Origin of the sequence: Daejeonella sp. (genome assembly GCF_030684675.1) — a bacterium.
Lineage (GTDB): Bacteria > Bacteroidota > Bacteroidia > Sphingobacteriales > Sphingobacteriaceae > Daejeonella.
The window spans coordinates 15762-38986 of record NZ_JAUXXZ010000036.1; the positions used below are offsets into that span (position 1 = coordinate 15762).

Annotated in this window: 22 protein-coding genes; 8 read left to right on the plus strand and 14 right to left on the minus strand. The window is 40.3% G+C overall.

Going from position 1 to position 23225, the window contains the following annotated elements; genetic code table 11:
* Nucleotides 1-6: 6 nt before the first annotated feature.
* From Q8M41_RS07650 to Q8M41_RS07680, 7 genes are read right to left on the minus strand one after another with little or no spacing between them, the layout of a single operon-like run.
* A complete protein-coding gene (locus Q8M41_RS07650) occupies nucleotides 7-810 on the minus strand; it encodes a DUF4292 domain-containing protein (RefSeq protein WP_305364661.1) in 804 nt (267 codons plus the stop codon).
* A complete protein-coding gene (locus Q8M41_RS07655) occupies nucleotides 788-2524 on the minus strand; it encodes a tetratricopeptide repeat protein (RefSeq protein ID WP_305364662.1) in 1737 nt (578 codons plus the stop codon). Before Q8M41_RS07655 ends, Q8M41_RS07650 begins: the two co-directional genes overlap by 23 nt.
* A gap of 4 nt (nucleotides 2525-2528) precedes the next feature.
* Nucleotides 2529-2960, minus strand: a complete 432-nt coding sequence (gene dut, locus Q8M41_RS07660; protein WP_305364663.1) for a dUTP diphosphatase — start codon at nucleotides 2958-2960, stop codon at nucleotides 2529-2531.
* 13 nt (nucleotides 2961-2973) lie between these two features.
* Nucleotides 2974-4458, minus strand: coding sequence for an oligosaccharide flippase family protein (locus Q8M41_RS07665; protein WP_305364664.1), 1485 nt, complete (start codon nucleotides 4456-4458; stop codon nucleotides 2974-2976).
* Nucleotides 4459-4484: 26 nt separating this feature from the next.
* A complete protein-coding gene (locus Q8M41_RS07670) occupies nucleotides 4485-4757 on the minus strand; it encodes an acylphosphatase (protein ID WP_305364665.1) in 273 nt (90 codons plus the stop codon).
* Between the two features lie 8 nt (nucleotides 4758-4765).
* The gene (locus Q8M41_RS07675) at nucleotides 4766-5710 is read right to left on the minus strand and encodes a nitronate monooxygenase family protein (RefSeq protein WP_305364666.1); all 945 of its coding nucleotides are present in this window, start codon (nucleotides 5708-5710) and stop codon (nucleotides 4766-4768) included.
* 43 nt (nucleotides 5711-5753) lie between these two features.
* Entirely contained in the window at nucleotides 5754-6929 is a 1176-nt protein-coding gene (locus Q8M41_RS07680; protein ID WP_305364667.1) for an amidohydrolase family protein, read from the minus strand.
* Nucleotides 6930-7137: 208 nt separating this feature from the next.
* On the opposite strand from Q8M41_RS07680, the gene rlmN reads away from it, so the two are divergent.
* From rlmN to Q8M41_RS07695, 3 genes are all read left to right on the plus strand, one after another.
* A complete protein-coding gene (gene rlmN / locus Q8M41_RS07685; RefSeq protein ID WP_305364668.1) occupies nucleotides 7138-8181 on the plus strand; it encodes a 23S rRNA (adenine(2503)-C(2))-methyltransferase RlmN in 1044 nt (347 codons plus the stop codon).
* A gap of 188 nt (nucleotides 8182-8369) precedes the next feature.
* The gene (gene uvrA, locus Q8M41_RS07690) at nucleotides 8370-11219 is read left to right on the plus strand and encodes an excinuclease ABC subunit UvrA (RefSeq protein ID WP_305364669.1); all 2850 of its coding nucleotides are present in this window, start codon (nucleotides 8370-8372) and stop codon (nucleotides 11217-11219) included.
* Between the two features lie 292 nt (nucleotides 11220-11511).
* Nucleotides 11512-13017: an NAD(P)H-hydrate dehydratase gene (locus Q8M41_RS07695; RefSeq protein ID WP_305364670.1), complete on the plus strand. Its 1506-nt coding sequence runs from the start codon at nucleotides 11512-11514 to the stop codon at nucleotides 13015-13017.
* 702 nt (nucleotides 13018-13719) lie between these two features.
* Here the strand turns inward: Q8M41_RS07695 and lipA are convergent.
* Nucleotides 13720-14598, minus strand: coding sequence for a lipoyl synthase (gene lipA / locus Q8M41_RS07700; protein WP_305364671.1), 879 nt, complete (start codon nucleotides 14596-14598; stop codon nucleotides 13720-13722).
* A 150-nt stretch (nucleotides 14599-14748) separates the two neighbouring features.
* Between lipA and Q8M41_RS07705 the strand changes: the two genes are divergently transcribed.
* Complete coding sequence (locus tag Q8M41_RS07705) at nucleotides 14749-15159, plus strand: OsmC family protein (RefSeq protein WP_305364672.1); 411 nt, start codon at nucleotides 14749-14751, stop codon at nucleotides 15157-15159.
* A 34-nt stretch (nucleotides 15160-15193) separates the two neighbouring features.
* Here Q8M41_RS07705 and ytxJ read toward each other — a convergent pair whose 3' ends face one another.
* The 3 genes from ytxJ to Q8M41_RS07720 all read right to left on the minus strand — a co-directional run bounded on the left by ytxJ (nucleotide 15194) and on the right by Q8M41_RS07720 (nucleotide 17034).
* Nucleotides 15194-15529 carry a bacillithiol system redox-active protein YtxJ gene (gene ytxJ, locus Q8M41_RS07710; protein ID WP_305364673.1) on the minus strand — a complete coding sequence of 112 codons (336 nt, stop codon included), beginning with the start codon at nucleotides 15527-15529 and terminating at the stop codon, nucleotides 15194-15196.
* Between the two features lie 265 nt (nucleotides 15530-15794).
* Nucleotides 15795-16289: a 6,7-dimethyl-8-ribityllumazine synthase gene (gene ribH / locus Q8M41_RS07715; RefSeq protein ID WP_305364674.1), complete on the minus strand. Its 495-nt coding sequence runs from the start codon at nucleotides 16287-16289 to the stop codon at nucleotides 15795-15797.
* Nucleotides 16290-16353: 64 nt separating this feature from the next.
* Nucleotides 16354-17034: a tetratricopeptide repeat protein gene (locus tag Q8M41_RS07720; RefSeq protein WP_305364675.1), complete on the minus strand. Its 681-nt coding sequence runs from the start codon at nucleotides 17032-17034 to the stop codon at nucleotides 16354-16356.
* A 170-nt stretch (nucleotides 17035-17204) separates the two neighbouring features.
* On the opposite strand from Q8M41_RS07720, the gene Q8M41_RS07725 reads away from it, so the two are divergent.
* Nucleotides 17205-18305 carry a DNA replication/repair protein RecF gene (locus Q8M41_RS07725; protein ID WP_305364676.1) on the plus strand — a complete coding sequence of 367 codons (1101 nt, stop codon included), beginning with the start codon at nucleotides 17205-17207 and terminating at the stop codon, nucleotides 18303-18305.
* Nucleotides 18306-18369: 64 nt separating this feature from the next.
* Nucleotides 18370-18660 (plus strand): DUF721 domain-containing protein, encoded by a 291-nt coding sequence (locus Q8M41_RS07730; protein ID WP_305364677.1) that lies wholly within the window; start codon nucleotides 18370-18372, stop codon nucleotides 18658-18660.
* Here the strand turns inward: Q8M41_RS07730 and Q8M41_RS07735 are convergent.
* Both Q8M41_RS07735 and Q8M41_RS07740 read right to left on the minus strand, forming a co-directional pair.
* On the minus strand, nucleotides 18657-18851 hold the full coding sequence (locus tag Q8M41_RS07735; RefSeq protein ID WP_305364678.1) for a hypothetical protein: 195 nt from the start codon (nucleotides 18849-18851) through the stop codon (nucleotides 18657-18659). The two genes, Q8M41_RS07730 and Q8M41_RS07735, sit on opposite strands and share 4 nt — an antisense overlap.
* Before the next feature lie 56 nt (nucleotides 18852-18907).
* On the minus strand, nucleotides 18908-19327 hold the full coding sequence (locus Q8M41_RS07740) for a nucleoside-diphosphate kinase (protein ID WP_305364679.1): 420 nt from the start codon (nucleotides 19325-19327) through the stop codon (nucleotides 18908-18910).
* A gap of 116 nt (nucleotides 19328-19443) precedes the next feature.
* On the opposite strand from Q8M41_RS07740, the gene Q8M41_RS07745 reads away from it, so the two are divergent.
* Both Q8M41_RS07745 and Q8M41_RS07750 read left to right on the plus strand, forming a co-directional pair.
* Nucleotides 19444-20454: a bifunctional oligoribonuclease/PAP phosphatase NrnA gene (locus tag Q8M41_RS07745; protein ID WP_305364680.1), complete on the plus strand. Its 1011-nt coding sequence runs from the start codon at nucleotides 19444-19446 to the stop codon at nucleotides 20452-20454.
* A 154-nt stretch (nucleotides 20455-20608) separates the two neighbouring features.
* A complete protein-coding gene (locus Q8M41_RS07750; protein WP_305364681.1) occupies nucleotides 20609-21550 on the plus strand; it encodes an FKBP-type peptidyl-prolyl cis-trans isomerase in 942 nt (313 codons plus the stop codon).
* 382 nt (nucleotides 21551-21932) lie between these two features.
* Here Q8M41_RS07750 and bshA read toward each other — a convergent pair whose 3' ends face one another.
* Nucleotides 21933-23069, minus strand: coding sequence for an N-acetyl-alpha-D-glucosaminyl L-malate synthase BshA (gene bshA, locus Q8M41_RS07755; protein ID WP_305364682.1), 1137 nt, complete (start codon nucleotides 23067-23069; stop codon nucleotides 21933-21935).
* Between the last annotated feature and the right edge of the window lie 156 nt (nucleotides 23070-23225).

Sequence of the window (23225 nt, forward strand, 5' to 3'; positions counted from 1 at the left end):
ATATACTTAATTTTTAATCAAAAAACGCTCAGGAACCCTGAATGGAAGTTCTAAAGGGCCATCCAGATCTACTTTCAAAAACTTAAGATCCAGCAGAAACTTCTTGGCTTTAACTTTGGAATCCATGACCACTGTATGCGGAATTTGCTGCTGATTGACCAATATGAAATCAGAATAATTCGCAGTAAGTTCCTGCTTGGCTACCTGATCGTTCAGGTTCGTATACACTACTTTATTTTGTGAACTAAACCGTAAATTATAAGTCAATCCACCCAAAACACTTCTCAATTTAGCTTCATCACTCTCCATATTCAGCTCGGTTGAATCAGTGATGAATTCTGAAACAGTGTTTCCTACCAGGATAGATTGAAGGGTTCTGAAGTTGATCTGCTCGTTGGTAAACTCATAGATATAGCTGAATGGTTTCTTAATATAAACATTATCTAATCGATTCAGTATTTTGACACTATCCGGCGTGATCAGTGCCCTGGCCACCTCCAGTCCCGCAAGGGCCGTTACCGAAACCCATATCACCTCATTATTTTTGATACGGAAATTCATACTAACATCATTGCTTTTGTCATTGATGCTGAGCACCGCCTTTGATTTAACAGCGAGGGTATTGAAAACCATATCACTTTTATTAATGGATTTCAATTTATTCTTTCTGGTATTATCCTGCTCAGCAGGAACTGCAGGGCTCTCAGGAACTGCCGGAACTGGTAATATCACTTTTTTAGCCTTACAACTTGTTAAGGCCAGTAAAAGCATCATTATGTAAACCGCATTAATCAATATATTTTTTTTCATTTATCTTTTTATCCAGTGTCTCTGAGCGTGATCCAGTTTCTTTTGCCTTTTGCCATTGTATAAGAGCCTTCTCCCTTTCTCCAAGGAAATATAAAATATCTCCGTAATGTTCTATCTGTACTGCACTGTTCGAATTGTGCTCTAATGCTTTCTCAATCCATGTTCTTGCTTCAGCATATTTCTTAAGTTTAAACAAAATCCAGGCATAGGTGTCTTCTGATGATGCATTATCGGGATCCAGTTCGTTTGAACGCCTTGACATTTTTTCGGCTTCAAGCAGATTCTCCCCTCTTAACGATAAATAATAGGCATAATTATTTAAAACATAAGAATTTCTGGGATCAAGCCCGAGCGCTTTGGTGTAGGCTTGATCAGATTCCTTAAATTGCTTCAGGGAATTATATGAATCGCCCATAGTTGAATAGATCTGAATAAGTATCTCCTTGTCCTCAGTTTCCAGATCTAAAGCACTTTTTAAATAAGTTATTGCCTTCTCATGTTTTTGAGTCTGCGCGTATCCAATGCCCGTATATAAATAAAGTGCAGCCTGATTAGGGAAAATACTCAATGCATGGTCTCCATCAACAATTGCCTGTTGAAATTCACCACGACTAACTTCTATACGCAATAATTGCTCCCAAATCTGATAGACCTGATCATTAATTGCAAGCGCTTTCTTATAAGATTCCTGAGCCTGTGGGTATTTTCGCTCCTGAAACAGGACATCTCCATAAACGGCATGGGCTTTAGCCTCTTCTGGATGCACCCTCACCATGATTGATGCCAGCTCATTGGCGTATGCTCTGGCCTTCATATCCGCAAACATTGGGAAAAAGGAAAGTACTATCCTCACCTTCTCATCAATATTTAAATCAGGATCCTCAAAAGCCACCTTTAACTCAATAAATGTGTTTTCAAACTGCCTGAGTGCCTTATAATTATCGGCAAGGGCAAGTCTGACCATCGCATTTGCCGGTGATATCTCCTTTGCCCTGTTCAATATTTCAACCGCCCTCTGTCTTTCCCCTGCCTTGGCGTAAACCTCACCCAGATAAATATAATTTCTAAGGTCTTCTGGTTTTGACCGAATCTGTTTTTCCAGCTCATCAGTGAGTTTAGCCGATTTACCTTGCTGCATCAGAATACGTTGCCTGGCAGATACCAGATCTTCTGAAGAGCCAAATCTCTTTTCTATCTCTTCATAAGCATCTTCAGCATCCTCCACACGTCTTAGTATCAGTAGAGCATTTGCCCTGTCATAGTAATAGGCTTGATTCCTGGGTGATATTCTGGATAATTCCTCAAGCACAAAAACCAGATCATCAATTTTATTTGTTCTTTTATAAATATCAGAGAGCAATACCCAGTACCATTCATTTTCAGGGCTTACTGTAACAGCTTTTCTTATTAATCTTTCCGCATCCTCAGGCTTGTTATCTGCAAAACTGATAGTCGCCAGCTCATACAATGCCGCATCATTTGCCGGATCCAATTCAAGAACTTTTGAAAAACTTGATGCTGCCTGGGCATAATTCATTGAGAGCTTTTCCTGCAGTCCGTCAAAGAATAATTCCTTTACCCGAATACTGTCTCTCTGATTTAAACTCTTCCCAATAACAATTACAGGTTCAGTCTTTTCGGCTCTGTTCCGTTGGGCAGATACAGAAAATGCCCAAAGTACAAAAAACGATATAGCTATGCCCCCTTTAATCATGTCATTACAATCCAGTATGACCATAACCACCTGCTCCGCGAACAGTGTCGCTTAATATTTCAACCTGCTCCCAGCTTACCTGTTCGTGCCTTGAAATGATCATTTGAGCAATGCGGTCACCATTATTAATTTCGAAATCAGTATCAGAGAAATTGATCAGCAGGATTTTTATTTCTCCCCTGTAATCTGCATCAATCGTTCCCGGAGAATTCAGGATGCTGATACCATGCTTCAATGCAAGTCCACTTCTGGGTCTTATCTGAGCCTCAAACCCTATCGGTAATTCAATAAACAAACCGCTCGGAACCAACTTCCGCTCCAACGGTTTTAAAATCAGGGCTTCCGTTAAATTGGCTCTGAGATCCATCCCTGCTGATGCAGCAGTTTCGTAAGACGGCAATTGATGGGATGATTTGTTTATAATGCGGATATTCATTTCGTGCCGAGGATTAAATAATTTCCTTCCTTTCTGTGAAGAGAATCGTAACTGTAAATATAAGAAACAAGACATTTCCTACGATCAGATTACGTTTAAATACTACAAATGCTACAAAAACAATACAAATGGATGCCAAAAGGTAAATAATATTCTTTTTGAGCTTATATGGGATGGGATAATTTCGCTGACCCCATATATACGATAGAATCATCATCACAGTATATGCAGTAAGTGAGATCCAGGCAGAAGCCATATAACTGTACTGCGGGATGAAAATTATATTGAGGATGATTGTTAAGATTGCCCCGATCCCTGAAATATATAATCCATATCGTGTTTGATCGGACAATTTATACCAGATCGATAAATTGATATAGATCCCAAGACTTACATAACCGAATAATAAGATGGGAACTATCCTTAACCCCGACCAGTACAGCGCTTGCTCAGCAGCATCCTTACCCTTGATAAAATACTTCAGCAACTCAATATTTACCACCAGTAAAACGAAAATCAGGGAAATGGCGATCACAAAGAAATTCATGATCCGGGCATAAGTTTCGGAAGAGTTTTTGTTCTTAGAATGACTGAAAAAGAAGGGCTCAGCACCAAGGCGAAAGGCATTAATAAAGATGCTTAGAAATACAGCGATCTTATAGCATGCTGCATATATACCTACCTCCTGTTCTGCAATATCAGCAGGCAAAAGCTGCCCAAGAAATATCTTGTCAATATTCTCATTGATAATGAAGGAAATATTGGCGACAAGTACCGGCAGGCTATAAACGAACATTTCCTTCAGCATTCCGATATCATAGGTAAATGTCAATTTCAACAACTCTGGTATCAGTAACAGGAGAGTAATCAGACTGGCAATCAGGTTGGAAATAAACACATAGCCTACCCAACCTTCCCTGTACCAGCCGATCAAATATTCAGCACCAAACCAACTTTCCCTAATGACCATAGGAAATACAAATATGAAGAGCAGGTTCAAGCCGACAAAGGTTAAAATATTGACGAATTTAATAATGCTATAGCGTATAGGACGGCCATCAGCCCTTAATTTCGCAAATGGGATAACTGCCAGAGCATCGGCCGCGAGGATATAAATAAAATATTTAATGTAGCGGGCATAATCAGGATCATAAACGTCACCATTCTGCATCCAGGTAGCTATATCATCCACAAAAAGAACGGTAAAAAGCAGAAATATCAATGCCATAAACGAGACCGTAAAAAAAGTATTGTTATAGACTTTTTGCTTGTCGTTCTCGTATTTATTAAGGTATCTGAAATAGGTGGTTTCCATTCCGAATGCCAGTAAAGCATTGAGCATAGACGCCCAGCTGTACATCACAGAAAAAATACCGTAAACTTTCGGGGAGTAAAGCCCCACATAAACGGGCGTAAGAAAAAAATTTAAAAAACGGGCTATGACAGTACTTATCCCGTAAATAGCAGTCTGACCGGCAAATTTTTTAATTGCTGACAATGAGAGATAAGATTAGATCGTATAAATTATCTTTTTACTACTTCAAAATTAACATAGTTTTTCAATTGAGCTTCGCTATAGGATACATTTTCAACTACTGCCCTGTCCGAGCCCTTATTGCAAAATTCAAGAAAGAGTTCCAGTGAAAAATCGTCCCCTTCGGCTTCAATAAATACAGTTCCATCAGGTCGGTTGCGGGCTGTACCTTTGATTCCAAGCTGATCGGCAACTGCCTTACTCGTTGACCTGAAAAATACACCCTGCACTTTTCCAGTAATAATGATATCGAGATGTTTCATTGAATCCTCTAAAAACTTAATTTACTAATGCGTTCCTTTTCTTTGATAAATTCCTCCCATATTTCATTCAGAATCTGTGCGGCTGGCTTTATTTCATGTATATGGGAAGCCACTTGCCCGATTTCCAGTTCCCCTTCAATCATATCTCCTTCAAACATTCCCCTTTTTGCCCTGCCCCTGCCTAATAATTCCATCAATTCGGCCCGATTAGCCCCTTCAGCTTCCGCTTTTTCAACTGCCCTGTAGAAATCATTCTTGAGCAAACGTACCGGCATCAATGATTTCATACTCAGTTTGGTATCGCCCTCAGCTGCCTGAATTATAGCCTCTTTAAAGTTCTGATGTGCAGAAGACTCACTTGATGCTGCAAATACAGAACCGATTTGCACTCCCTCAGCCCCAAGAGCAAATGCAGCAAGCATAGTTTTTCCGCTCCCAATCCCTCCAGCGGCAATAACAGGTACAGATACTGCATCACAGATTTCTGGAATAAGGCATAAGGTAGTTGTTTCCTCCCGACCATTATGTCCACCGGCTTCAAAACCTTCTGCAACAATTGCATCAGCACCACTATCCTCAGCCTTTTTTGCAAATTTCTTATTGGCGATAACATGGACAACCTTGATATTATTTTCTTTCAGAAAGGGAGTCCATAGTGCCGGGTTACCGGCAGAGCTGAAAACGATTTCAACCTTTTCTTCCACAATTATTTCCATAATTTTTTCAATATCGGGATATAATAGTGGAACATTAACCCCAAATGGCATTGAGGTGGCAAGTCTGCATTTTTGAATATGCTCCCGCAATACCTCCGGATACATAGAACCCGCACCGATCAAACCGAGTCCGCCGGCATTTGAAACCGCCGAAGCCAGTCGCCAGCCACTGCACCAGACCATTCCAGCCTGAATGATCGGGTATTCAATATTGAAGAGTTTCTTAATACTGTTCATTTCAATCAGATCAGGACCATGGAGCAAGGTCAGTAAAATTGTCTTAAATGAGCTTCTTTATTGTTGAATGTGCGGTCAACTCAAGGCCACCCACATTTTCGATCAGGTTTAATCCCGGAGTTTTCCCCTTCTCAATCGAACCAAAACGTTTATCAATGCCTAAAAACTCAGCTCCATTAAGTGTAGCCCAGCGTATGGTTTGCGAAAAAGGCAATTCAGGAAAATACTCTTTTAATACCTTCAGTTCAGATAAAATACAAAGTTTATCATTTGATGCGAGGCTATCTGTTCCTACAGTGATCTTAAAATCATAAGCAAGAAACTTATCGATATCCGGTAGTCTCCCTTCAATATAAAGGTTGGCATTCGGACAAAAACACCAGGTAATTTCCTTGCCGGAAGCAGATGCAACACCAATATCCTCCGGGCTGGTATAGGTATTATGGACCAGCAATGTCCTTTGTTTTGCCGAAAACAGGGGTAAAATACACTGAATAGAGCTTTGATACCGGGCTTTGAAAAAGTTCAGATCCAGATTAAGCATCTTATAAAAATCAGGAAACCCCCCACTTTTATTCATGAAAAGATCAGTTTCCGCCCGGCTTTCCTGATTGTGCATACTGCATAGGTTTCGATGGCTTTCTGAATATTCACGAAGCAGTCCAAAAAGTTTTTCAGAAACAGAATAGGGTGCATGAGGTACGATAGATGCCGGCAGAGGCGCGAAATCGAATTTCAATTTGAGAGCTTTATTAAACACCGTTTCGGCTTTTTCGGGGTCAAAACCCAGCAACTCTACGAAGGTGTGGTAGTAAATTCTGCTGTTTTCCTTCACGGATTTTGAAAAATGATTATTTGAAATATCACCAACAGCCACAATTCCATTATCAGACATCAGCTGATCATTTGTTTTCATGGCTGTTAAAACCTCTTCTTCATCTGCTGTCCGTTGAGATATTACAGCTTTGACAAAGGTAACCAGCCCTGTACCTTGCGGAATTTTACCATGCAAATGCGAAAGCTCCAGATGACAGTGGGAATTTACAAAGCCTGGAACGATGATACCCTGATAATACTCGATTTTCCCTGGTGTCGTAAGACCCTGGTTTGGATCGAGAAGATCAATGACCTCTCCTGATTCATTTAGCACGACTACCCCGTCCTTGACTGGTTCAGAACTGGCCGGGAAAACATAGTCTGCGCTGAGGTATCTTAGCATGTGGCAAAAATAGGAGTTTTAGTGAGTATTGAGATAGATTCGCTTTCATTTCAAATAATGTGCTATTAATCAGAATCCCGTAAAAGAAACATACGGGCCCTGATATACTAATTTCAAATCAGCAGCCAATATTCTAGCCAAATACCTCTAACCAACTAACAACCAACCAACGAATCACTAACCTAAATTTCCGTACTTTTGCAAAGCAATGCCATTATCAGAGAAAAAAGACATTCGAAGCCTATCAATGGAGCAACTGAAGCAGGAGTTCATTGCAATGGGCGAACCATCATTCCGCGCTAAACAGGTTTATGAATGGTTGTGGGAAAAATCATGCACCGATTTTGATAAAATGAGCAATCTTTCGAAATCTTTGAGAGAGAAATTAAATCAAACTTTTACCATCAATAATGTTGAGATTCATCATTCGCAATTCAGTAATGACAAAACCATTAAAAGCACATTCAAACTGTTTGACAGCAATATTATTGAGGGAGTTCTGATTCCAGCTACCGACCGTATGACTGCATGTGTAAGCTCGCAGGTAGGATGCAGCCTGACCTGCAAGTTTTGTGCAACAGGGTATATGGATAGAAAACGTAACCTGAATGCCGACGAAATCTACGATCAGGTTGTGCTGATTGATAAGCAAGCAAAGGAAAATTACAATGTACCGCTGACCAATATCGTCTACATGGGTATGGGTGAGCCCTTGCTGAATTACGCTAATGTCATGAAATCCATTGAACGGATCACCGCTCCCGACGGACTGAATATGGCTGCCAAACGGATCACCGTTTCTACTGCCGGGATTGCAAAGATGATTAAGAAGCTTGGTGACGATGCCGTACGATTTAATCTTGCCCTTTCCCTGCATGCGGCAAATGATGAAAAGCGTAACACCATTATGCCCATCAATGAGCAAAATTCCCTCAAAGCATTGGCAGAGGCATTAAAATACTATTTCTCAAAAATCAAAAACCCGATTACATACGAATACATTGTTTTCAATGATTTCAATGATAATATTTCGGATGCCGAAGAGCTGGTAAAATTCTGCAGGCATATTCCGTGCAAAGTGAACATCATCGAATACAATCCAATCTCTTTTGCCGATTTTGAAAATGCCGGTGAAGATAAGATTGAAGCATTTGCTGCACATCTACGCAAAAATGGCGTCAATACCAATATCCGCCGAAGCAGAGGAAAAGATATTGATGCGGCTTGTGGGCAATTGGCGGTGAAAAGCTGAGAATCGATTTGCAGATGAGGGGATTTGTCTATTTGTCAATGACAATTAGCTACCCGATAGTACTATCGGGTAGGAAACTATCATAGGTGACTGACGAATTTATCTTGCATGGCGCTCAGGTAAATTCGTAAGTCGCTAGCAGAAAAAATCGCATATTTGCATAAAATTTTTGAGCGTGTATTCAATTTATGAATAAATCTAATCCTGACCTTGGAGAGCAAAGTGAAGTTGAAGTTTTCGGTGCCAGGGTACATAATTTAAAGAATATTGATGTTTCTTTCCCCCGGAATAAGCTGGTTGTAATAACCGGACTGAGTGGCAGCGGAAAATCATCGCTTGCTTTCGACACAATTTATGCCGAAGGACAGCGCCGATACATGGAAACTTTCAGCGCTTACTCCCGTCAGTTCCTTGGTGGTATGGAGCGCCCCGATGTTGATAAAATCTCAGGATTAAGTCCGGTAATTGCTATAGAACAAAAAACGACCAGCAAAAATCCACGCTCAACGGTTGGAACTATTACCGAAATCTATGATTTCATGCGTTTGCTATTCGCCAGAACAGGAGAAGCCTATTCTTATGTGAGCGGTGAGAAAATGGAACGCATGACTGAGGATCAGATCCTGAAAAGCATACTTGATAAATTTGAAGGGCAGGCAGTAAGTATTCTTGCGCCAGTGGTAAAAGGCCGTAAGGGGCATTACCGTGAACTTTTTGAACAAATCCGCAAGCAGGGCTATCTAAAAGTCAGGGTTGATGGAGAAATCCTGGATATCAGCCCTAAAATGCAGCTTGATCGTTATAAGATCCATGATATTGAAATGGTGATCGACCGGCTTCTGGTTAGTGCAGATGATAGAAAAAGGCTTTACGATTCCATTCAATCAGCTTTAAAAGTTTCAAAAGGAATTATAAAGGTCAGCGATAAGGAAAACAGGGAGTTCTTTTACAGCAAATTCCTGATGGATCCTGTTTCGGGGATTTCATATGATGAACCTCAACCAAATACTTTTTCCTTCAATTCACCCTATGGGGCGTGTGCGCGATGCAGTGGTTTGGGTTATATATTTGAGGTCGACCGGCATTCAGTAATCCCGAATCCGAAGCTGAGTATTATGCAGGGCGGACTTGCTCCTTTGGGCGAATACCGCGAGACCTGGGTCTTCCAGATATTAAAAGCACTCGCAAAAAAATATAATTTTTCACTCTCCACACCGCTTGAAAAATTTTCGGAAGAAATTCTGGATATTATTCTGAATGGCTCACATGATATTATTACCGTACCGGTTGAATACAATAAATGGAATGTTCAGAATTACCAGATCTCTTTTGATGGAATCATCAAAATGCTGGAGGAACAGACTGAGCGCCGTGGAGATGAGGTAGGCGAAGACCTCGAAAATTACCGGGTACTGAAAACCTGCCCCGAATGTCATGGTGCACGACTTAAAAAAGAGTCGCTTCACATCAAGGTGAACGAAAAAAATATTTATGAGCTGGCCTGCATGGATATTTCACAGCTCTTTGAATGGTTTGAAAATCTTGAATCACGATTAAATGAACGGCAGAATACCATTGCCCGTGAAATATTAAAGGAAATCCGTTCAAGAATAGGTTTCCTTCTTGATGTAGGGTTAAACTACCTTACTTTAGACCGGACAGCTAAAACATTATCGGGCGGCGAAGCCCAGCGTATCCGTCTGGCTACCCAAATCGGATCCCAGTTGGTAAATGTTCTTTATATTCTTGACGAACCAAGTATTGGATTGCATCAGCGGGATAATGCGCGACTGATATCAGCATTAAAAAACCTGAGGGATATAGGTAATACCGTACTGGTGGTTGAACATGATAAAGATATGATCATGCATGCCGACCACGTCATTGATATGGGGCCGGCAGCCGGAGAACATGGAGGTGAGGTTGTTGGCGAGGGAAGTCCGGAAGAGTTCGCCAAAGCTAAAACTCTAACAAATGACTACCTCAGCGGAAGAAAAGAGATCGCTATACCGGCCGAACGAAGAAAGGGTAATGGAAAATCTCTGATCATAAAGAATGCTACTGGCAATAACCTGAAAGATGTTTCTGTGGAATTTCCGCTTGGAAAATTGATCTGCGTGAGCGGAGTTTCGGGCAGCGGAAAATCAACTTTAATTGCTGAAACACTCTATCCTATTCTTAATCATCATTTTTTCAGGGCGAAGAAAAAACCAATGCCCTATAAAAAGATTGAAGGCCTTGAGCATATTGATAAGGTAATTGAGATCGATCAAACCCCTATCGGACGTACTCCGCGATCCAATCCATCAACTTATACCGGCGTATTCTCAGATATACGGAACCTGTTTGTGATGCTTCCGGAAGCAAAGATCAGGGGCTATAAGCCTGGTCGCTTCTCTTTCAATGTAAAAGGCGGACGCTGCGAAACCTGTCAGGGTGCCGGAATGAAGCTGATTGAGATGAATTTTCTGCCCGATGTTCAGGTGCCCTGTGAAGAATGCAGCGGCAAACGTTATAACCGTGAAACATTGGAAGTTCGCTACCGGGGTAAATCGATCAGCGATGTGCTGGATATGAGTATTGAAGATGCAGTTGCTTTTTTTGAACCAATTCCGGCTATTTATCGCAAGATCAAAACACTGCAGGAAGTCGGACTGGGATATATCCGCCTTGGTCAATCTTCTACAACCTTATCAGGAGGAGAAGCACAGCGTGTTAAATTAGCAACTGAACTTTCCAAAAAAGATACAGGAAATACATTTTACATTCTGGATGAGCCTACAACTGGTCTCCATTTTGAAGATATCAATGTGCTTCTGGGTGTATTGAACCGCCTGGTTGATCATGGAAATACCATTCTGGTGATCGAGCACAATCTGGATGTGATTAAAGTAGCCGACTGGGTGATCGATCTTGGGCCGGAAGGTGGTTCAGGTGGTGGGCAAATCCTCTTTGAAGGGAGTCCGGAAGAGTTGATTAAAGTAAAGAATAGCCATACCGGGAAATTTCTTGCTTTGGAGATGACAGCTGCTAAGTAACCCGCTATAAACCACCCGTTATTTACGAGTGTTTAAATCTAAATTCTGTCATCGAATTATCTGACTTCTGCAATTGCGAGGAGGACCTGTCATTGCGAGCGCAGCGAAGCAATCTCCTCACTATTGCTACTAAACTTCATGGGATTGCTTCGTCGTGCCTCCTCGCAAAGACATGCTATTGAGTATAATGCTGAGTTATAATTTCCCTGTGGTCGATGTTATCGCCGACCACTTAAAATTCCCTTTCTAGTAACTAATCATAAAATACCACCTCCTTTTACTAAATTTATACATGCTCCAATTGCTCACATCTCCCCAGATCCGCGAAGCGGATGCCTATACCATTAAAAGCAAGCCCATCAGCTCAATTGATCTAATGGAATCAGCTTCGGGAGCATTTGTTAAATCCTTTATGGATGAAGTTCCTGACCGCGATACCCTGATCACTGTTTATTGCGGCACCGGAAATAACGGCGGGGATGGATTGGCCATTGCACGCCTGTTAAAGGAGCAGGCCTACGATTCTATTTCAGTGAAAATCATGCGCTTCAGTCCGAAAGAAAGCCCTGACTTTAAAATAAACCTGGGTCGTCTGAAATTAACGGGGATTCCCTTTACAGAATTGTCTGACACCAAGCATTTACCCAAAGAAAATACTACTATTATTATTGATGCATTGATTGGCTCCGGACTTAATAAAGCTTTGAATGGTGATCTTCAGACCCTGATCAAGCATCTTAATAAATTAAAGAAGAGGGTAATTGCAGTCGATGTACCCAGCGGCTTCCCTACTGAGGGAATAATTGACCCAGACGCCACTGTACTTAAAGCAAAATTGACCATCACATTCCAGCGACCAAAAATCAATTTCTTCTTTCCTGAATCAACGCAAGCTACTGAACGGTTTGTTGTAGCAGATATAGGCCTGGATGAGACCTATATTCAATCCCAGCCAGGACCATGGAAACTTATTGAAGAAAAAGATCTTAAAGGCTTGATCAAAACCCGAAAACCCTTCAGTCATAAAGGCAGCCATGGCCATGCGCTAATAATTGCAGGTAATACCAGAACAATGGGAGCTGCGCTGCTCTGTGCCGATGCATGCCTGCATTCAGGAGCAGGACTAACCACCGCCTGCATCCCTGAACAAGGCATGCCTGCATTAAATGCCTATGCACCCGAAGTGATGACGCTGCCAAGATCAGAATTAGAATCTGAAGTAAACTCCGGTAAGTTTAACTCCATAGCTATCGGTCCCGGATTAGGAACGAATGCTCGCGCAACAGAACTGGTAAAACAAACATTCGAATTTAATATTCCCATGCTTATTGATGCGGATGCTTTGAATATTCTTGCTGCGAACCCGGCACTTCTGCATAAATTACCGGAACAGACTATTATTTGTCCGCATATGAAGGAGTTTGACCGTCTGTTCGGCACATCAGCAACCTGGTGGGATCGGGTAGCCTTAGCACTAAGAAAAGCTAAAGAATTAAATCTGATCATCCTTTTAAAAAACCAGTATACCTTTATTGCTTTGCCTGAGGGGGATATCCTGATCAATCCTACAGGCAACCCGGCTATGGCTGTTGGTGGGATGGGAGATGTATTAAGCGGGATGATTGCAGCGTTTTTAGCACAGGGATATACCGCAAAAGAATCGGCAATTCTGGCTACTTATATCCATGGGAAAACGGGTGATGTATTAAATCAGGAGATGGGAATGTATAGTATCCCACCCGGAGAGCTTACACTCCTTCTGCCTGAAATGATTCAGAGTTTCTGTGAGGCTTCTTAGGCTAATTGGGTTGAACTCCAGCGATTGTCGTCCCTGCCAAAAGGCTAGTATAATTTCACGCATTAATTGACGGATAGAGTTTCACAAATTTACGCTTGCATCGTCACAGGTAAACTGCCATTTTAGCTTCCTTGTATTCCAATGTATTAGTCAAAGTATGTATGAAATGACACCAATCCAGTCGTTCAATAGGCTCCAGCTTTAGCTGGAGTTAATGAGTTTGTTCGTTTTTGGGCCGGTCCGAACGGAGTTCATCCGGGCAGGCTTCAGCCCAACATTCAGCAACATATGATAAAAATTTGATTGCGCTTCAGCCCGATAGATAGAACATTAACAACCTCTAATTTGTTTGAAACCCAGCTTTTCAATAAAAGCCTTGTATTCTTCTTCAAATGATTTTTTATGATGATGCCTTTCCTGATTTTTAATGTATTCTCTTACCATTGCTAAATTGGATTCAGAAACAGAAATTGAAAGTTTTGGAATATTAAAAATTCGGGTTAGGGAATGTTAGATATGGATTATTTATCGGCATTTCGGTGCTAAAACACCAGTATTTGCACATTAAACTGCCATTATTTTAGCCTCCTAAATATTCAGATGGGTTAGTCAAAGTTTTATGACATGTCACTAGGCTGAACGATTAAAGAAACCTCATGAGGCTAAACTCATATTTGTGACCTGAGATCGGGATGACGGCAATTAAAATTCAAAAAGATGCTTTTCCGCATGGTATGAAGAGCGCACAAGCGGTCCACTTTCAATGTATTTGAAACCCATCTCAAGTCCGCGGACTTTGTATTTTGCAAATTGTTCAGGTGTGATCCAATCCACAACCGGATGATGAGTTCTACTCGGCTGAAGGTACTGACCCAGGGTAAGAATATGCACCCCGGCTTCAAGTAGGTCAGTCATGGCTTCATAAATATCCTCTTCTGTTTCTCCCAAACCAAGCATAATGCCTGATTTAGTACGTAAACCCGCTTCATTGATGCGACGAAGACACTCTAAACTGCGATCATATTTAGCCTGAATTCTTACCTCTTTTGTTAAGCGGCGAACTGTTTCGAGGTTATGAGAAACTACTTCAGGTCTTGTTGCCAGTACTCTATCCAGATTTTCCCAGATACCTCTGAAATCAGGAATCAGGGTTTCAAGGGTAGTTTCAGCGCTCTCTTTTCGGATTGTATTAATAGTTTCGGCCCATATTGTGGAACCTCCGTCCTTCAGGTCATCACGATCTACAGAAGTGATCACACAATGCTTTACCTGCATCAAGCGGACCGAATTGGCCACGCGATTAGGCTCATCTGTATCCACGGCAAGCGGCCTGCCGGTTGCAACTGCACAAAAAGAGCAGGAGCGGGTACAGATATTTCCCAGGATCATAAAAGTAGCAGTTCCTGCGCCCCAGCATTCGCCCATATTGGGGCAATTGCCGCTTTCGCAAATAGTATGAAGTTTATGGGTATCTACTAAGCCCCTTACATGTGCATATTCCTTCCCAACAGGAAGTTTAACACGCAGCCAGTCGGGTTTGCGCTGCATTTGATTCACTGGAATAACCGGTAGTTCGATCATACTGCAAAAGTAAAGAATTTTAACAAGAATTGTGGTGGGATAGACCTAATCCATTATTTTGACAATAGAAGTATTTAAATCCGGTAGCTCTTCAATCTTTGACAGGGATAATCAACAATTTAATTATTTTTGGGCATAAGAATCCGCAAAATGGCAACTATAGAAACTATTTACCAGGGAGACCTGAGAACCCAGGCAAGGCATGTTTATTCAGGCAACACAATCATAACTGATGCACCCCTTGATAATCAGGGTAAAGCAGAAGCATTTTCACCTACCGACCTGATGTCGGCTTCTTTGGGAAGCTGCATGTTTACAATCATGGGAATTGCCGCCAGAGAGCATGGGATAGATATTGATGGCAGCACATGTTCAATTACCAAAATCATGGCAGCAGAGCCAAGAAGGGTAAGTGAAATACAAATAACTTTCAACTTCCCGGAAATAATTTATACCGAGAAGCAGCGGACCATTTTGGAAAGATCAGCAAGAAATTGCCCGGTTGCCAAAAGTCTGCACCCTGATCTAATTCAAAATATTGTTTTCGATTTTAAAGATTAAACCAATTCAGCTTTTTGCTTTGGGCTTTAAGTCTTTAGCTTAGTTCTATCTGTTCTGAGAGATCTTCTGCAGATATCTCGCTATGTGAGGTTTCATAAATACATTCACCACCTTTTATAAGAAGAAGCTGTGGAGATTCGTGATGAACATTGAATGTGCTTGCAATAGCATTTGAAATATCCCTGTGGCTGATCAGATCGAGATAATATACAGGAGTTCCTTCTGGAATTTCAGCCCAATCGTGTTCAAACCTCCTTTTCGCCATCATGCTGACCGAACAACGGGTACTATGCTTGAAAATTACACTATAACCTTCGGCAGCAATGATATTCTGTAATTGTTCCTGACTATTGAGATCGATCCAGTTCATGATTGAAAATACTATGTTGATTGGCTTGCAAAAATACCACAAAATCGCGGGCAAGCCGTCAGAGTCGGGTCAAATTGAAGGATTCAGGAAAAAGAAGGATTAGCGCCTTGATTTTGGATAAGTGCCATAAGCCGGGCATAGTCTGGAAGAACATGCCTGTAATACAGTTGTGGCTATAAATAAGGCTATTACGCCTATAATTACTCTTTTCATGCTTACAGTTTTTTTAAAATTATTGATTTTAATTCAATAATCAATAAAATATTTATTGAGCGGCATTGGCCTGAACCTGTGCCATCATAATTGCGGTAACTGCTGCCTCTTCACCTTTGTTACCATGCTTTCCTCCGGCTCTGTCCTTTGCCTGCTGCTGATTGTCTGTCGTTAATACGCCAAATACCACAGGTTTGTTATGTTTAATTGAAACATTTACAAGTCCGTTTGCCACAGCATTACAAATAAAGGTAAAGTGCGGAGTTTCACCCTGTATTACACAGCCTAAACATATTACCGCATCCAGTTTTTTTGAAGAGAGCAAAATATCAGAACCACTCGTTAATTCGAAACTTCCCGGAACCTGAACTGTTAAAATGTTTTCTTCAAGCACCCCATTTTTTAAAAGTGCAGAACAAGCTCCATTATATAAGGCCCCTGTAATTTCAGCATTCCATTGTGCGACCACAATACCGATACGATAATCTTTACCGGAAGGGATCTCTATGTGAGAGAAATCTGACAGATTTTTAAATATGCTGGCCATGCTCTTAAATAATAAATGGCTGTTACCTGTAATATACGGTAACAACCATTATAAATGTTTTAAATTATAATCTTGCTTCAGCCCTTGCAATATAGGCATCTACTGAGGCAGCTTCAACACTTTCAGAATAATCAGTTTTGATTTTCTTATAAGTATCAACTGCAGATTTAAATTCCTTTTGCTCCTCATAAACCAAACCTAACTTTTTAAGGAAAAGCGGTGTGGTGAAGGTGTTTTTGTTCTCATCAGCAGCTTTCTTGTAGAAAGTAATAGCTCTACTGTAGTCTTTCAATTCACTGTACGCATCTCCAAGCATTCCCAATACAAGCGGATCTATTACGGGGCTACCTGTACTACTGTATTTGCCGAGTGCATCAACTGCCTTTTGATATTCACCTTTTTGAAGATAAAGACCTCCAAGGTATGCGTTTGCAAGATTCGCAGATTTAGTACTTGAATATTCATCTGCTATTTTTTCAAACCCGGGATATGAACCATCACCCTTAATTGCCCTGTCTTTCAGAGAGTCGATAGCTACATACTCTTCAGCCTTATACATTTCATTGGCTGCTTTTTCTGCCCTTGGGGCAAGGTAGAAATTTTGGTAACCGAAATATAATAGCACTAAAGCAATAATGGCAGCACCAATTACAGCTAAGCTTTTTGCATTTTCCTGAACAAATTTGCTTGTATTTCCAAGCTGATTGTCAGTTTCTGTTACGTTATCTTTTTGATCTTTTGACATTTGTATAATAAAAGTTGTAAACCGTTTCACTAAATCCAATTCCGCAAAAATACATTTTTCGCACTAAGTATCAACTTTTAAATCAGACAGATTGATTTTTTTTATTTGGACAGTAAAACAAGCTGAAAAGACTAAATTTGTAAAAGCGCTTCCCAGCACAGGCATCAACTATGTGGCTTCAAAAGTTATCCGTCATTAATTTTAAGAACTATTCTGAAGCCGAGTTAATTTTTTCGGATACTGTCAATGCATTTACCGGGAATAATGGTGCCGGAAAAACCAACCTGCTCGACGCAATTCATTACCTGTCGCTCTGCAAAAGTTATTTCAATCCTATTGACAGTCAGCAGATCAGACAGGGCGAAGATCTTTTTATGATCCAGGGAACATTCAGGAAAGATGATACAGATGAGGTGATCTACTGTGGATTAAAACGAAGCCAAAAAAAGAAATTCAAACGTAATAAGAAAGAATACCAGCGACTGGCCGATCATATCGGCCTCTTCCCACTGGTAATGATTTCTCCAAATGATATCAGCCTGATCATTGAAGGCAGCGAAGAACGTAGAAAGTTCATCGACAATGTAATCTCTCAAACCGATAGCCTGTATCTGGATGAACTGATCAATTATAACCGGAGTCTGATGAACAGAAATGCCCTGCTAAGGCAGATTGCAGTTTCGGGTAATTATGATGCGGCACTAATGGAGATCTATGATGATCAGCTTGTAATATCAGGTAATAAGATCTTCGAAAAACGCAAAGCCTTTATGGAGGTGTTTACAGAAATCTTCAATAACCATTATCAATATCTGAGTGAAGATGCTGAACAGGTTGAGCTGCTTTATGACTCACCCCTGCTTCAGGAAGATCTCTCAACTATTTTAAGCAGAAATCTGGAACGCGACCGGATACTGGAGCGCACCTCCAGCGGCATCCATAAAGATGAGCTGAATTTTAGTATCCATGGGATGGCGCTGAAAAAATTTGGCTCCCAGGGACAACAAAAGTCATTTCTTATTGCTTTAAAACTTGCACAATACACCTTTCTGCATCAGCAAAAGGGATTTGAACCCTTACTCCTTCTGGATGATATTTTTGATAAACTGGATGATGCCAGGACCACCAAACTAATGAAAATGGTATCCGATAAGGATTTTGGGCAGATATTTATTACCGACACCAGCAGGGACAGAATTGAGAATATTTTCCTTAAGCTGGATGTTCCGGTAACTGTTTTTGACATCGAAAAAGGGAATATTGCTGAATAAATAATCCTTTGAGTGTACCAGATTTTCTTAAATTTAAAAACAGGGATTCATTAATCTCCTAATTATGAGCCGTACAAACGACAAACCACTTAAGGATGCAATAGAACAGATGCTTCAGGTTTACAAACTGAGAAGGAAGTTCGATGAAACTGCTTTGGTTGTAGCATGGCCTGAAATGATGGGAAAGGCGATTGCTAACCGTACCAAGGATATCTTTATTCGCGACCGAAAGTTATTTATAAGGCTGGAATCTGCTGTGATTAAAAATGAACTGTTGATGATGCGCTCCAATATTATAGAAAAGATGAATGAACGTGCTGGGAGCAGTATTATTGATGAAATTATCTTCCTTTAACTACTCTTTTTTTTATTGTAGTTTTTTACCATCAGGTAATACAAAACTGTCATAAAAAAGGCAATTGAGAACGCCTTGAGAATAAATAAATAATCCACATTCCGATCCCAGCCCCCAAAGTAAGAAACAGCGGCGGGCACAATCAGCATCACCAGAAAAAATATCAGGAAGCGGGCTTGAAGAATTTTCATTGTTAGGATTTTATATTGTCACCCTGTAAAATTACAGGGTGACAATATAATGAGTACTAGAAACGCTCGAATGCGGTAAAGAAGAAACGTCCTTCTATTTCTGCATTATCGTCCGAATCAGATCCATGAATTGCGTTTGCATCAATAGATTTAGCATACTTATTACGGATAGTTCCGGCGTCTGCTTTGCTTGGGTCAGTTGCACCGATCAGCTTACGGAAATCCTCAACAGCATTATCCTTTTCAAGAATTGCGGCTACAATCGGGCCGGATGACATGAAATCCACCAAATCCTTATAAAAAGGGCGCTCGCTGTGCACTGCATAGAATTGCCCGGCAATATCTTTGCTCAAACGTGTATATTTTAAAGCAATCACTTTAAATCCACCCTTGATAATATCATCTAAAATTGCTCCGGTGTGGCCATTGGCTACAGCATCGGGCTTGATCATTGTAAAAGTTCTGTTTGTTGCCATCTTAATTTATCAAAATTGCTGCAAAAGTACTGCTAATAAATTAAAGGATAAAGGATTTTAAAAAATGAGCGGTTTTGAAGCTTTATTTTAATAACTTTGCATTTCTTTTTAAATAGATGTTAGAACTAGCCTCCCTAAAAGAGTTTTTAGCTGAACCAAAGCACATTGTCATTACCACACATCCTAAACCGGACGGTGATGCTATGGGATCTTCTTTAGGTTTATACAATTATCTGATCCTCAATGGGCATCAGGTAAGTGTAATCACTCCTACAGATTATCCAACTTTTTTACAATGGCTGCCCAACAATTCTGATGTAATCATTTATACTGAAAAACCAGATCAATCCCAGCAATTGGTTGCATCGGCTGACCTGATTTTTTGCCTCGACTTTAATTCCCTGGTGCGCATCAATGAAATGGGCCACTATGTGCGTGAATCGAAAGCAAAAAAAGTGTTAATTGATCATCATCTTGAACCCGAAGGTTTTGAGGATTATCGTCTCTGGACTACCAGCGCATGCGCCACTGCTCAATTAGTTTATGAGTTTATTGTGAATGTGATGGGTGAAAGACAGTTAATAAATAAAGATATTGCAAGCTGCCTCTACACTGGAATAATGACCGATACGGGGTCTTTTCGCTTCCGTTCGACTACATCCAATGTACATAGGATTGTAGCCGACCTGATTGATTGCGGTGCCGATAACACATTAATTCATCAACTTGTTTATGATGATTTCTCGGAAACCAGATTACGATTTCTTGGTCATTGCCTCCTGAATAAGCTGGAAGTGTTAAATGAGTATAATTCTGCAATTATTGTTATCACAAAACAGGAGCTTGAAGAATATAAAATTTCAACCGGCGATACAGAAGGTATTGTAAATTATGCTCTCTCGATTACCGGAATCCGTCTTGCAATCCTTATTATTGAGCGACAGGATGTCGTAAAGTTGTCAATACGTTCAACCGGCGATTTTCCTGCAAATGAAATATGTAAGAAATATTTTAATGGTGGCGGTCATAGAAATGCAGCGGGTGGCTTTTCGAATGAGAAAATAGAAACGGTAAGAGAAAAATTTGATCTGATATTACCAGAGTACAAATCGCAATTGATAAAATAATCGGAATTTTAAATAGAATTAATTTTATAACAGTAAAAAACAATAAATAAATACAAAAGAAGCTTTCAGGTGCTTTTAAGAAACATAGAAAATATTTCATCTCCTGATTGATTCAATTAAAAAACAATGTATATTTCAAAACAATAGAAAAAAAATGAAAAAATTAGTAATCGTATTAGGGCTTGCAGTTACGGGATTAACGGCTTGCAACAATTTTGACAAGGGTGAGGGGGATATGTTGTACAAGATCCACACTGACAAATCTGGTGAAACAATTAAAGAAGGTGATTTTGTAGCTTTTAAAGCAATCGAGAAAACTGAAGGTGATTCAGTTCTATACAGTTCTTACGATTATGATCGTCCGTCTTTATTAGTTAAGGAAAAATCTGTCTTCAAAGGCGATCTTTTTGCAGCTCTTGGCCTTTTAAGTGAAGGTGATAGTGCAACTTTTAAGATCAATATCGACTCAATGGTACAAAAGATGGGTCGTCCGCAGCCTTCTGATACCACTAAAAAATATCTGGTTTACACCATTAAAATTGACAAAGTAATTCCAAAAGGATCATTAAATGATAGTCTTTTCCGCGGAAAGATCGATGAGTTTCTGAAAGCAGAAATGGAGCAGGCTAAAACTGCGGAAGTTGCTAAAGTTAAGGCTTACGTTTCCTCAAAAAGTTTGAAACCGAAAGTTACTGCTTCAGGTTTGAATTACGTAGTATCTAAAGAAGGTAACGGAGCAAAAGCTAATCTTGGTGATACAGTAGTTGTAAACTATACCGGCATGTTTTTAAGCGGAAAAGTATTTGACAGTAGCTTACCTGATGTTGCGAAGAAAAATGGAACTTTTAACCCACAACGTCCATATGAGCCATTGAAACTTCCGGTTGGAATGGGTGGTTCGATCCCTGGATTTGAGGAAGGATTGATGCTTTTGAACAAAGGTACCAAAGCAACTCTAATCCTGCCTTCGAAACTGGCTTACGGTGAGCAGGGAAATCAGGGAATTCCACCATTCTCTCCACTTGTTTTTGAAGTGGATGTTGTAAACATCATCCCGGGAACAGCACCTGTTGCTGCTGCCGCTCCGAAGCAATAATTATTCTTTTCTAATAAAAAAAGCCCTTCCTGAAAATTCAGGAAGGGCTTTTTTATTAAGGCTGACAGGGTTTAAAACCCTGTCAGCCTTAATAATCAAATCCTGTGATCGGTGATAACACCGACCACAGGGAGATGTAGATAATAGTAGTACGTTTCACCGAGGGAAGCTCTGTAATTAAGCAGTATATTTAATAGTATGTCATTGCGAGGAGGTACGACGAAGCAATCTTATCACATTTCGTAATAATAGCGAGGGGATTGCTTCGTTACACTCGCAATGACAATACCACTGTCATTGCTGACAAACTCCTTACTAGTACTCTCTAAAATTACTGAAAATTTATTCTCTTAATTCCAGGGAAGCTTATACGGTACCTGAATTATTTAGAAGCAGCCTCTTTCAATACATCCATATAATACTGCTCATAAACCGGCAGTATCAGACTCAGGTCGAATTGCTGAGCACGTTTAAGTGCCCCTTCCTTGAATGCAGCAAGCTGTTTATCGTCTTTTAAGATAAATATTGAATGCTGAGCCATCGCATCGATATCACCAACATTATCCATAAATCCGGTTACGCCGTCAATATTCAGTTCAGGCAAACCACCTGCATTTGAAGTTATTACCGGAACCTTACAGGCCATTGCCTCCAAAGCTGCCAAGCCAAAACTTTCTGATTCAGATGGCATAATGAACAAATCTGAAACCGATAGAATCTCTTCCACCGCATCCTGCTTACCAAGAAACCTCACATTATCACATATTTCCAGATCGCGGCAAAGCTGTTCACAATAAACCCTTTCAGGTCCATCGCCAACCATTAACAATTTAGATGGAATTTCTTTTTGAATCTTCTCAAAGATATGAACCACATCCTGTGTCCGCTTTACTTTCCGAAAATTGGAGGTATGCACTATAATACGCTCATTATTTGGGGCAATAGCGAGTTTAAAATGATCTTTAGCCTTCAAACTAAAACGCTGCAAATCAATAAAATTCGGGATAACCTTGATGTCTTTAACTACATCAAAATGCTTGTAAGTATCTTCCTTCAGGTTTTCTGAAACAGCAGTAACACCATCCGACTGATTGATTGAAAACGTAACAACAGGCTTATAAGTTGGATCCTTTCCTACCAGTGTAATATCTGTACCGTGTAAAGTTGTAACGACAGGAATATGAATACCATAAGTTGCAAGAATCTGCTTTGCCATAAAAGCTGCCGAAGCATGAGGAATGGCGTAATGTACATGCAGCAGGTCAAGTTTCTCAAATCTGACAACATCTACCAGTTTACTTGCCAGGGCCAGTTCATAGGGAGGATAATCAAACAAAGGATAGTTTGAGACAGAAACCTCATGATAAAACAGGTTTTCGGAAAAGAAATCAAGGCGGGCAGGCTGCCTGTAGGTGATAAAATGGACCTGATGTCCATTATCAGCCAGGGCTTTACCTAATTCTGTGGCTACCACCCCACTACCCCCAAAGGTAGGATAACAAACTATTCCAATTTTCATTTTGAGATTTCTACCCGAAGCAAATTTACTAATTATGATAAGAAAAGCGTTTACAGGTAATTCTGTTAACCTGTAATATCTTACAAAGTAAATTCTTTAATAGGAGATTAATGTTAGTACAATGTAACAAAACAAAAGCCATGCCAGCAGCAGGAT

Excerpts from the sequence above, each read along its gene's own strand:
- Q8M41_RS07650 (WP_305364661.1), bottom strand. The coding sequence starts at position 810 with ATGAAAAAAAATATATTGATTAATGCGGTTTACATAATGATGCTTTTA.
- Q8M41_RS07655 (WP_305364662.1), bottom strand. The coding sequence starts at position 2,524 with ATGATTAAAGGGGGCATAGCTATATCGTTTTTTGTACTTTGGGCATTT.
- dut (WP_305364663.1), bottom strand. The coding sequence starts at position 2,960 with ATGAATATCCGCATTATAAACAAATCATCCCATCAATTGCCGTCTTAC.
- Q8M41_RS07670 (WP_305364665.1), bottom strand. The coding sequence starts at position 4,757 with ATGAAACATCTCGATATCATTATTACTGGAAAAGTGCAGGGTGTATTT.
- Q8M41_RS07675 (WP_305364666.1), bottom strand. The coding sequence starts at position 5,710 with ATGAACAGTATTAAGAAACTCTTCAATATTGAATACCCGATCATTCAG.
- Q8M41_RS07680 (WP_305364667.1), bottom strand. The coding sequence starts at position 6,929 with ATGCTAAGATACCTCAGCGCAGACTATGTTTTCCCGGCCAGTTCTGAA.
- rlmN (WP_305364668.1), top strand. The coding sequence starts at position 7,138 with ATGCCATTATCAGAGAAAAAAGACATTCGAAGCCTATCAATGGAGCAA.
- uvrA (WP_305364669.1), top strand. The coding sequence starts at position 8,370 with ATGAATAAATCTAATCCTGACCTTGGAGAGCAAAGTGAAGTTGAAGTT.
- Q8M41_RS07695 (WP_305364670.1), top strand. The coding sequence starts at position 11,512 with ATGCTCCAATTGCTCACATCTCCCCAGATCCGCGAAGCGGATGCCTAT.
- lipA (WP_305364671.1), bottom strand. The coding sequence starts at position 14,598 with ATGATCGAACTACCGGTTATTCCAGTGAATCAAATGCAGCGCAAACCC.
- Q8M41_RS07705 (WP_305364672.1), top strand. The coding sequence starts at position 14,749 with ATGGCAACTATAGAAACTATTTACCAGGGAGACCTGAGAACCCAGGCA.
- ytxJ (WP_305364673.1), bottom strand. The coding sequence starts at position 15,529 with ATGAACTGGATCGATCTCAATAGTCAGGAACAATTACAGAATATCATT.
- ribH (WP_305364674.1), bottom strand. The coding sequence starts at position 16,289 with ATGGCCAGCATATTTAAAAATCTGTCAGATTTCTCTCACATAGAGATC.
- Q8M41_RS07720 (WP_305364675.1), bottom strand. The coding sequence starts at position 17,034 with ATGTCAAAAGATCAAAAAGATAACGTAACAGAAACTGACAATCAGCTT.
- Q8M41_RS07725 (WP_305364676.1), top strand. The coding sequence starts at position 17,205 with ATGTGGCTTCAAAAGTTATCCGTCATTAATTTTAAGAACTATTCTGAA.
- Q8M41_RS07730 (WP_305364677.1), top strand. The coding sequence starts at position 18,370 with ATGAGCCGTACAAACGACAAACCACTTAAGGATGCAATAGAACAGATG.
- Q8M41_RS07735 (WP_305364678.1), bottom strand. The coding sequence starts at position 18,851 with ATGAAAATTCTTCAAGCCCGCTTCCTGATATTTTTTCTGGTGATGCTG.
- Q8M41_RS07740 (WP_305364679.1), bottom strand. The coding sequence starts at position 19,327 with ATGGCAACAAACAGAACTTTTACAATGATCAAGCCCGATGCTGTAGCC.
- Q8M41_RS07745 (WP_305364680.1), top strand. The coding sequence starts at position 19,444 with ATGTTAGAACTAGCCTCCCTAAAAGAGTTTTTAGCTGAACCAAAGCAC.
- Q8M41_RS07750 (WP_305364681.1), top strand. The coding sequence starts at position 20,609 with ATGAAAAAATTAGTAATCGTATTAGGGCTTGCAGTTACGGGATTAACG.
- bshA (WP_305364682.1), bottom strand. The coding sequence starts at position 23,069 with ATGAAAATTGGAATAGTTTGTTATCCTACCTTTGGGGGTAGTGGGGTG.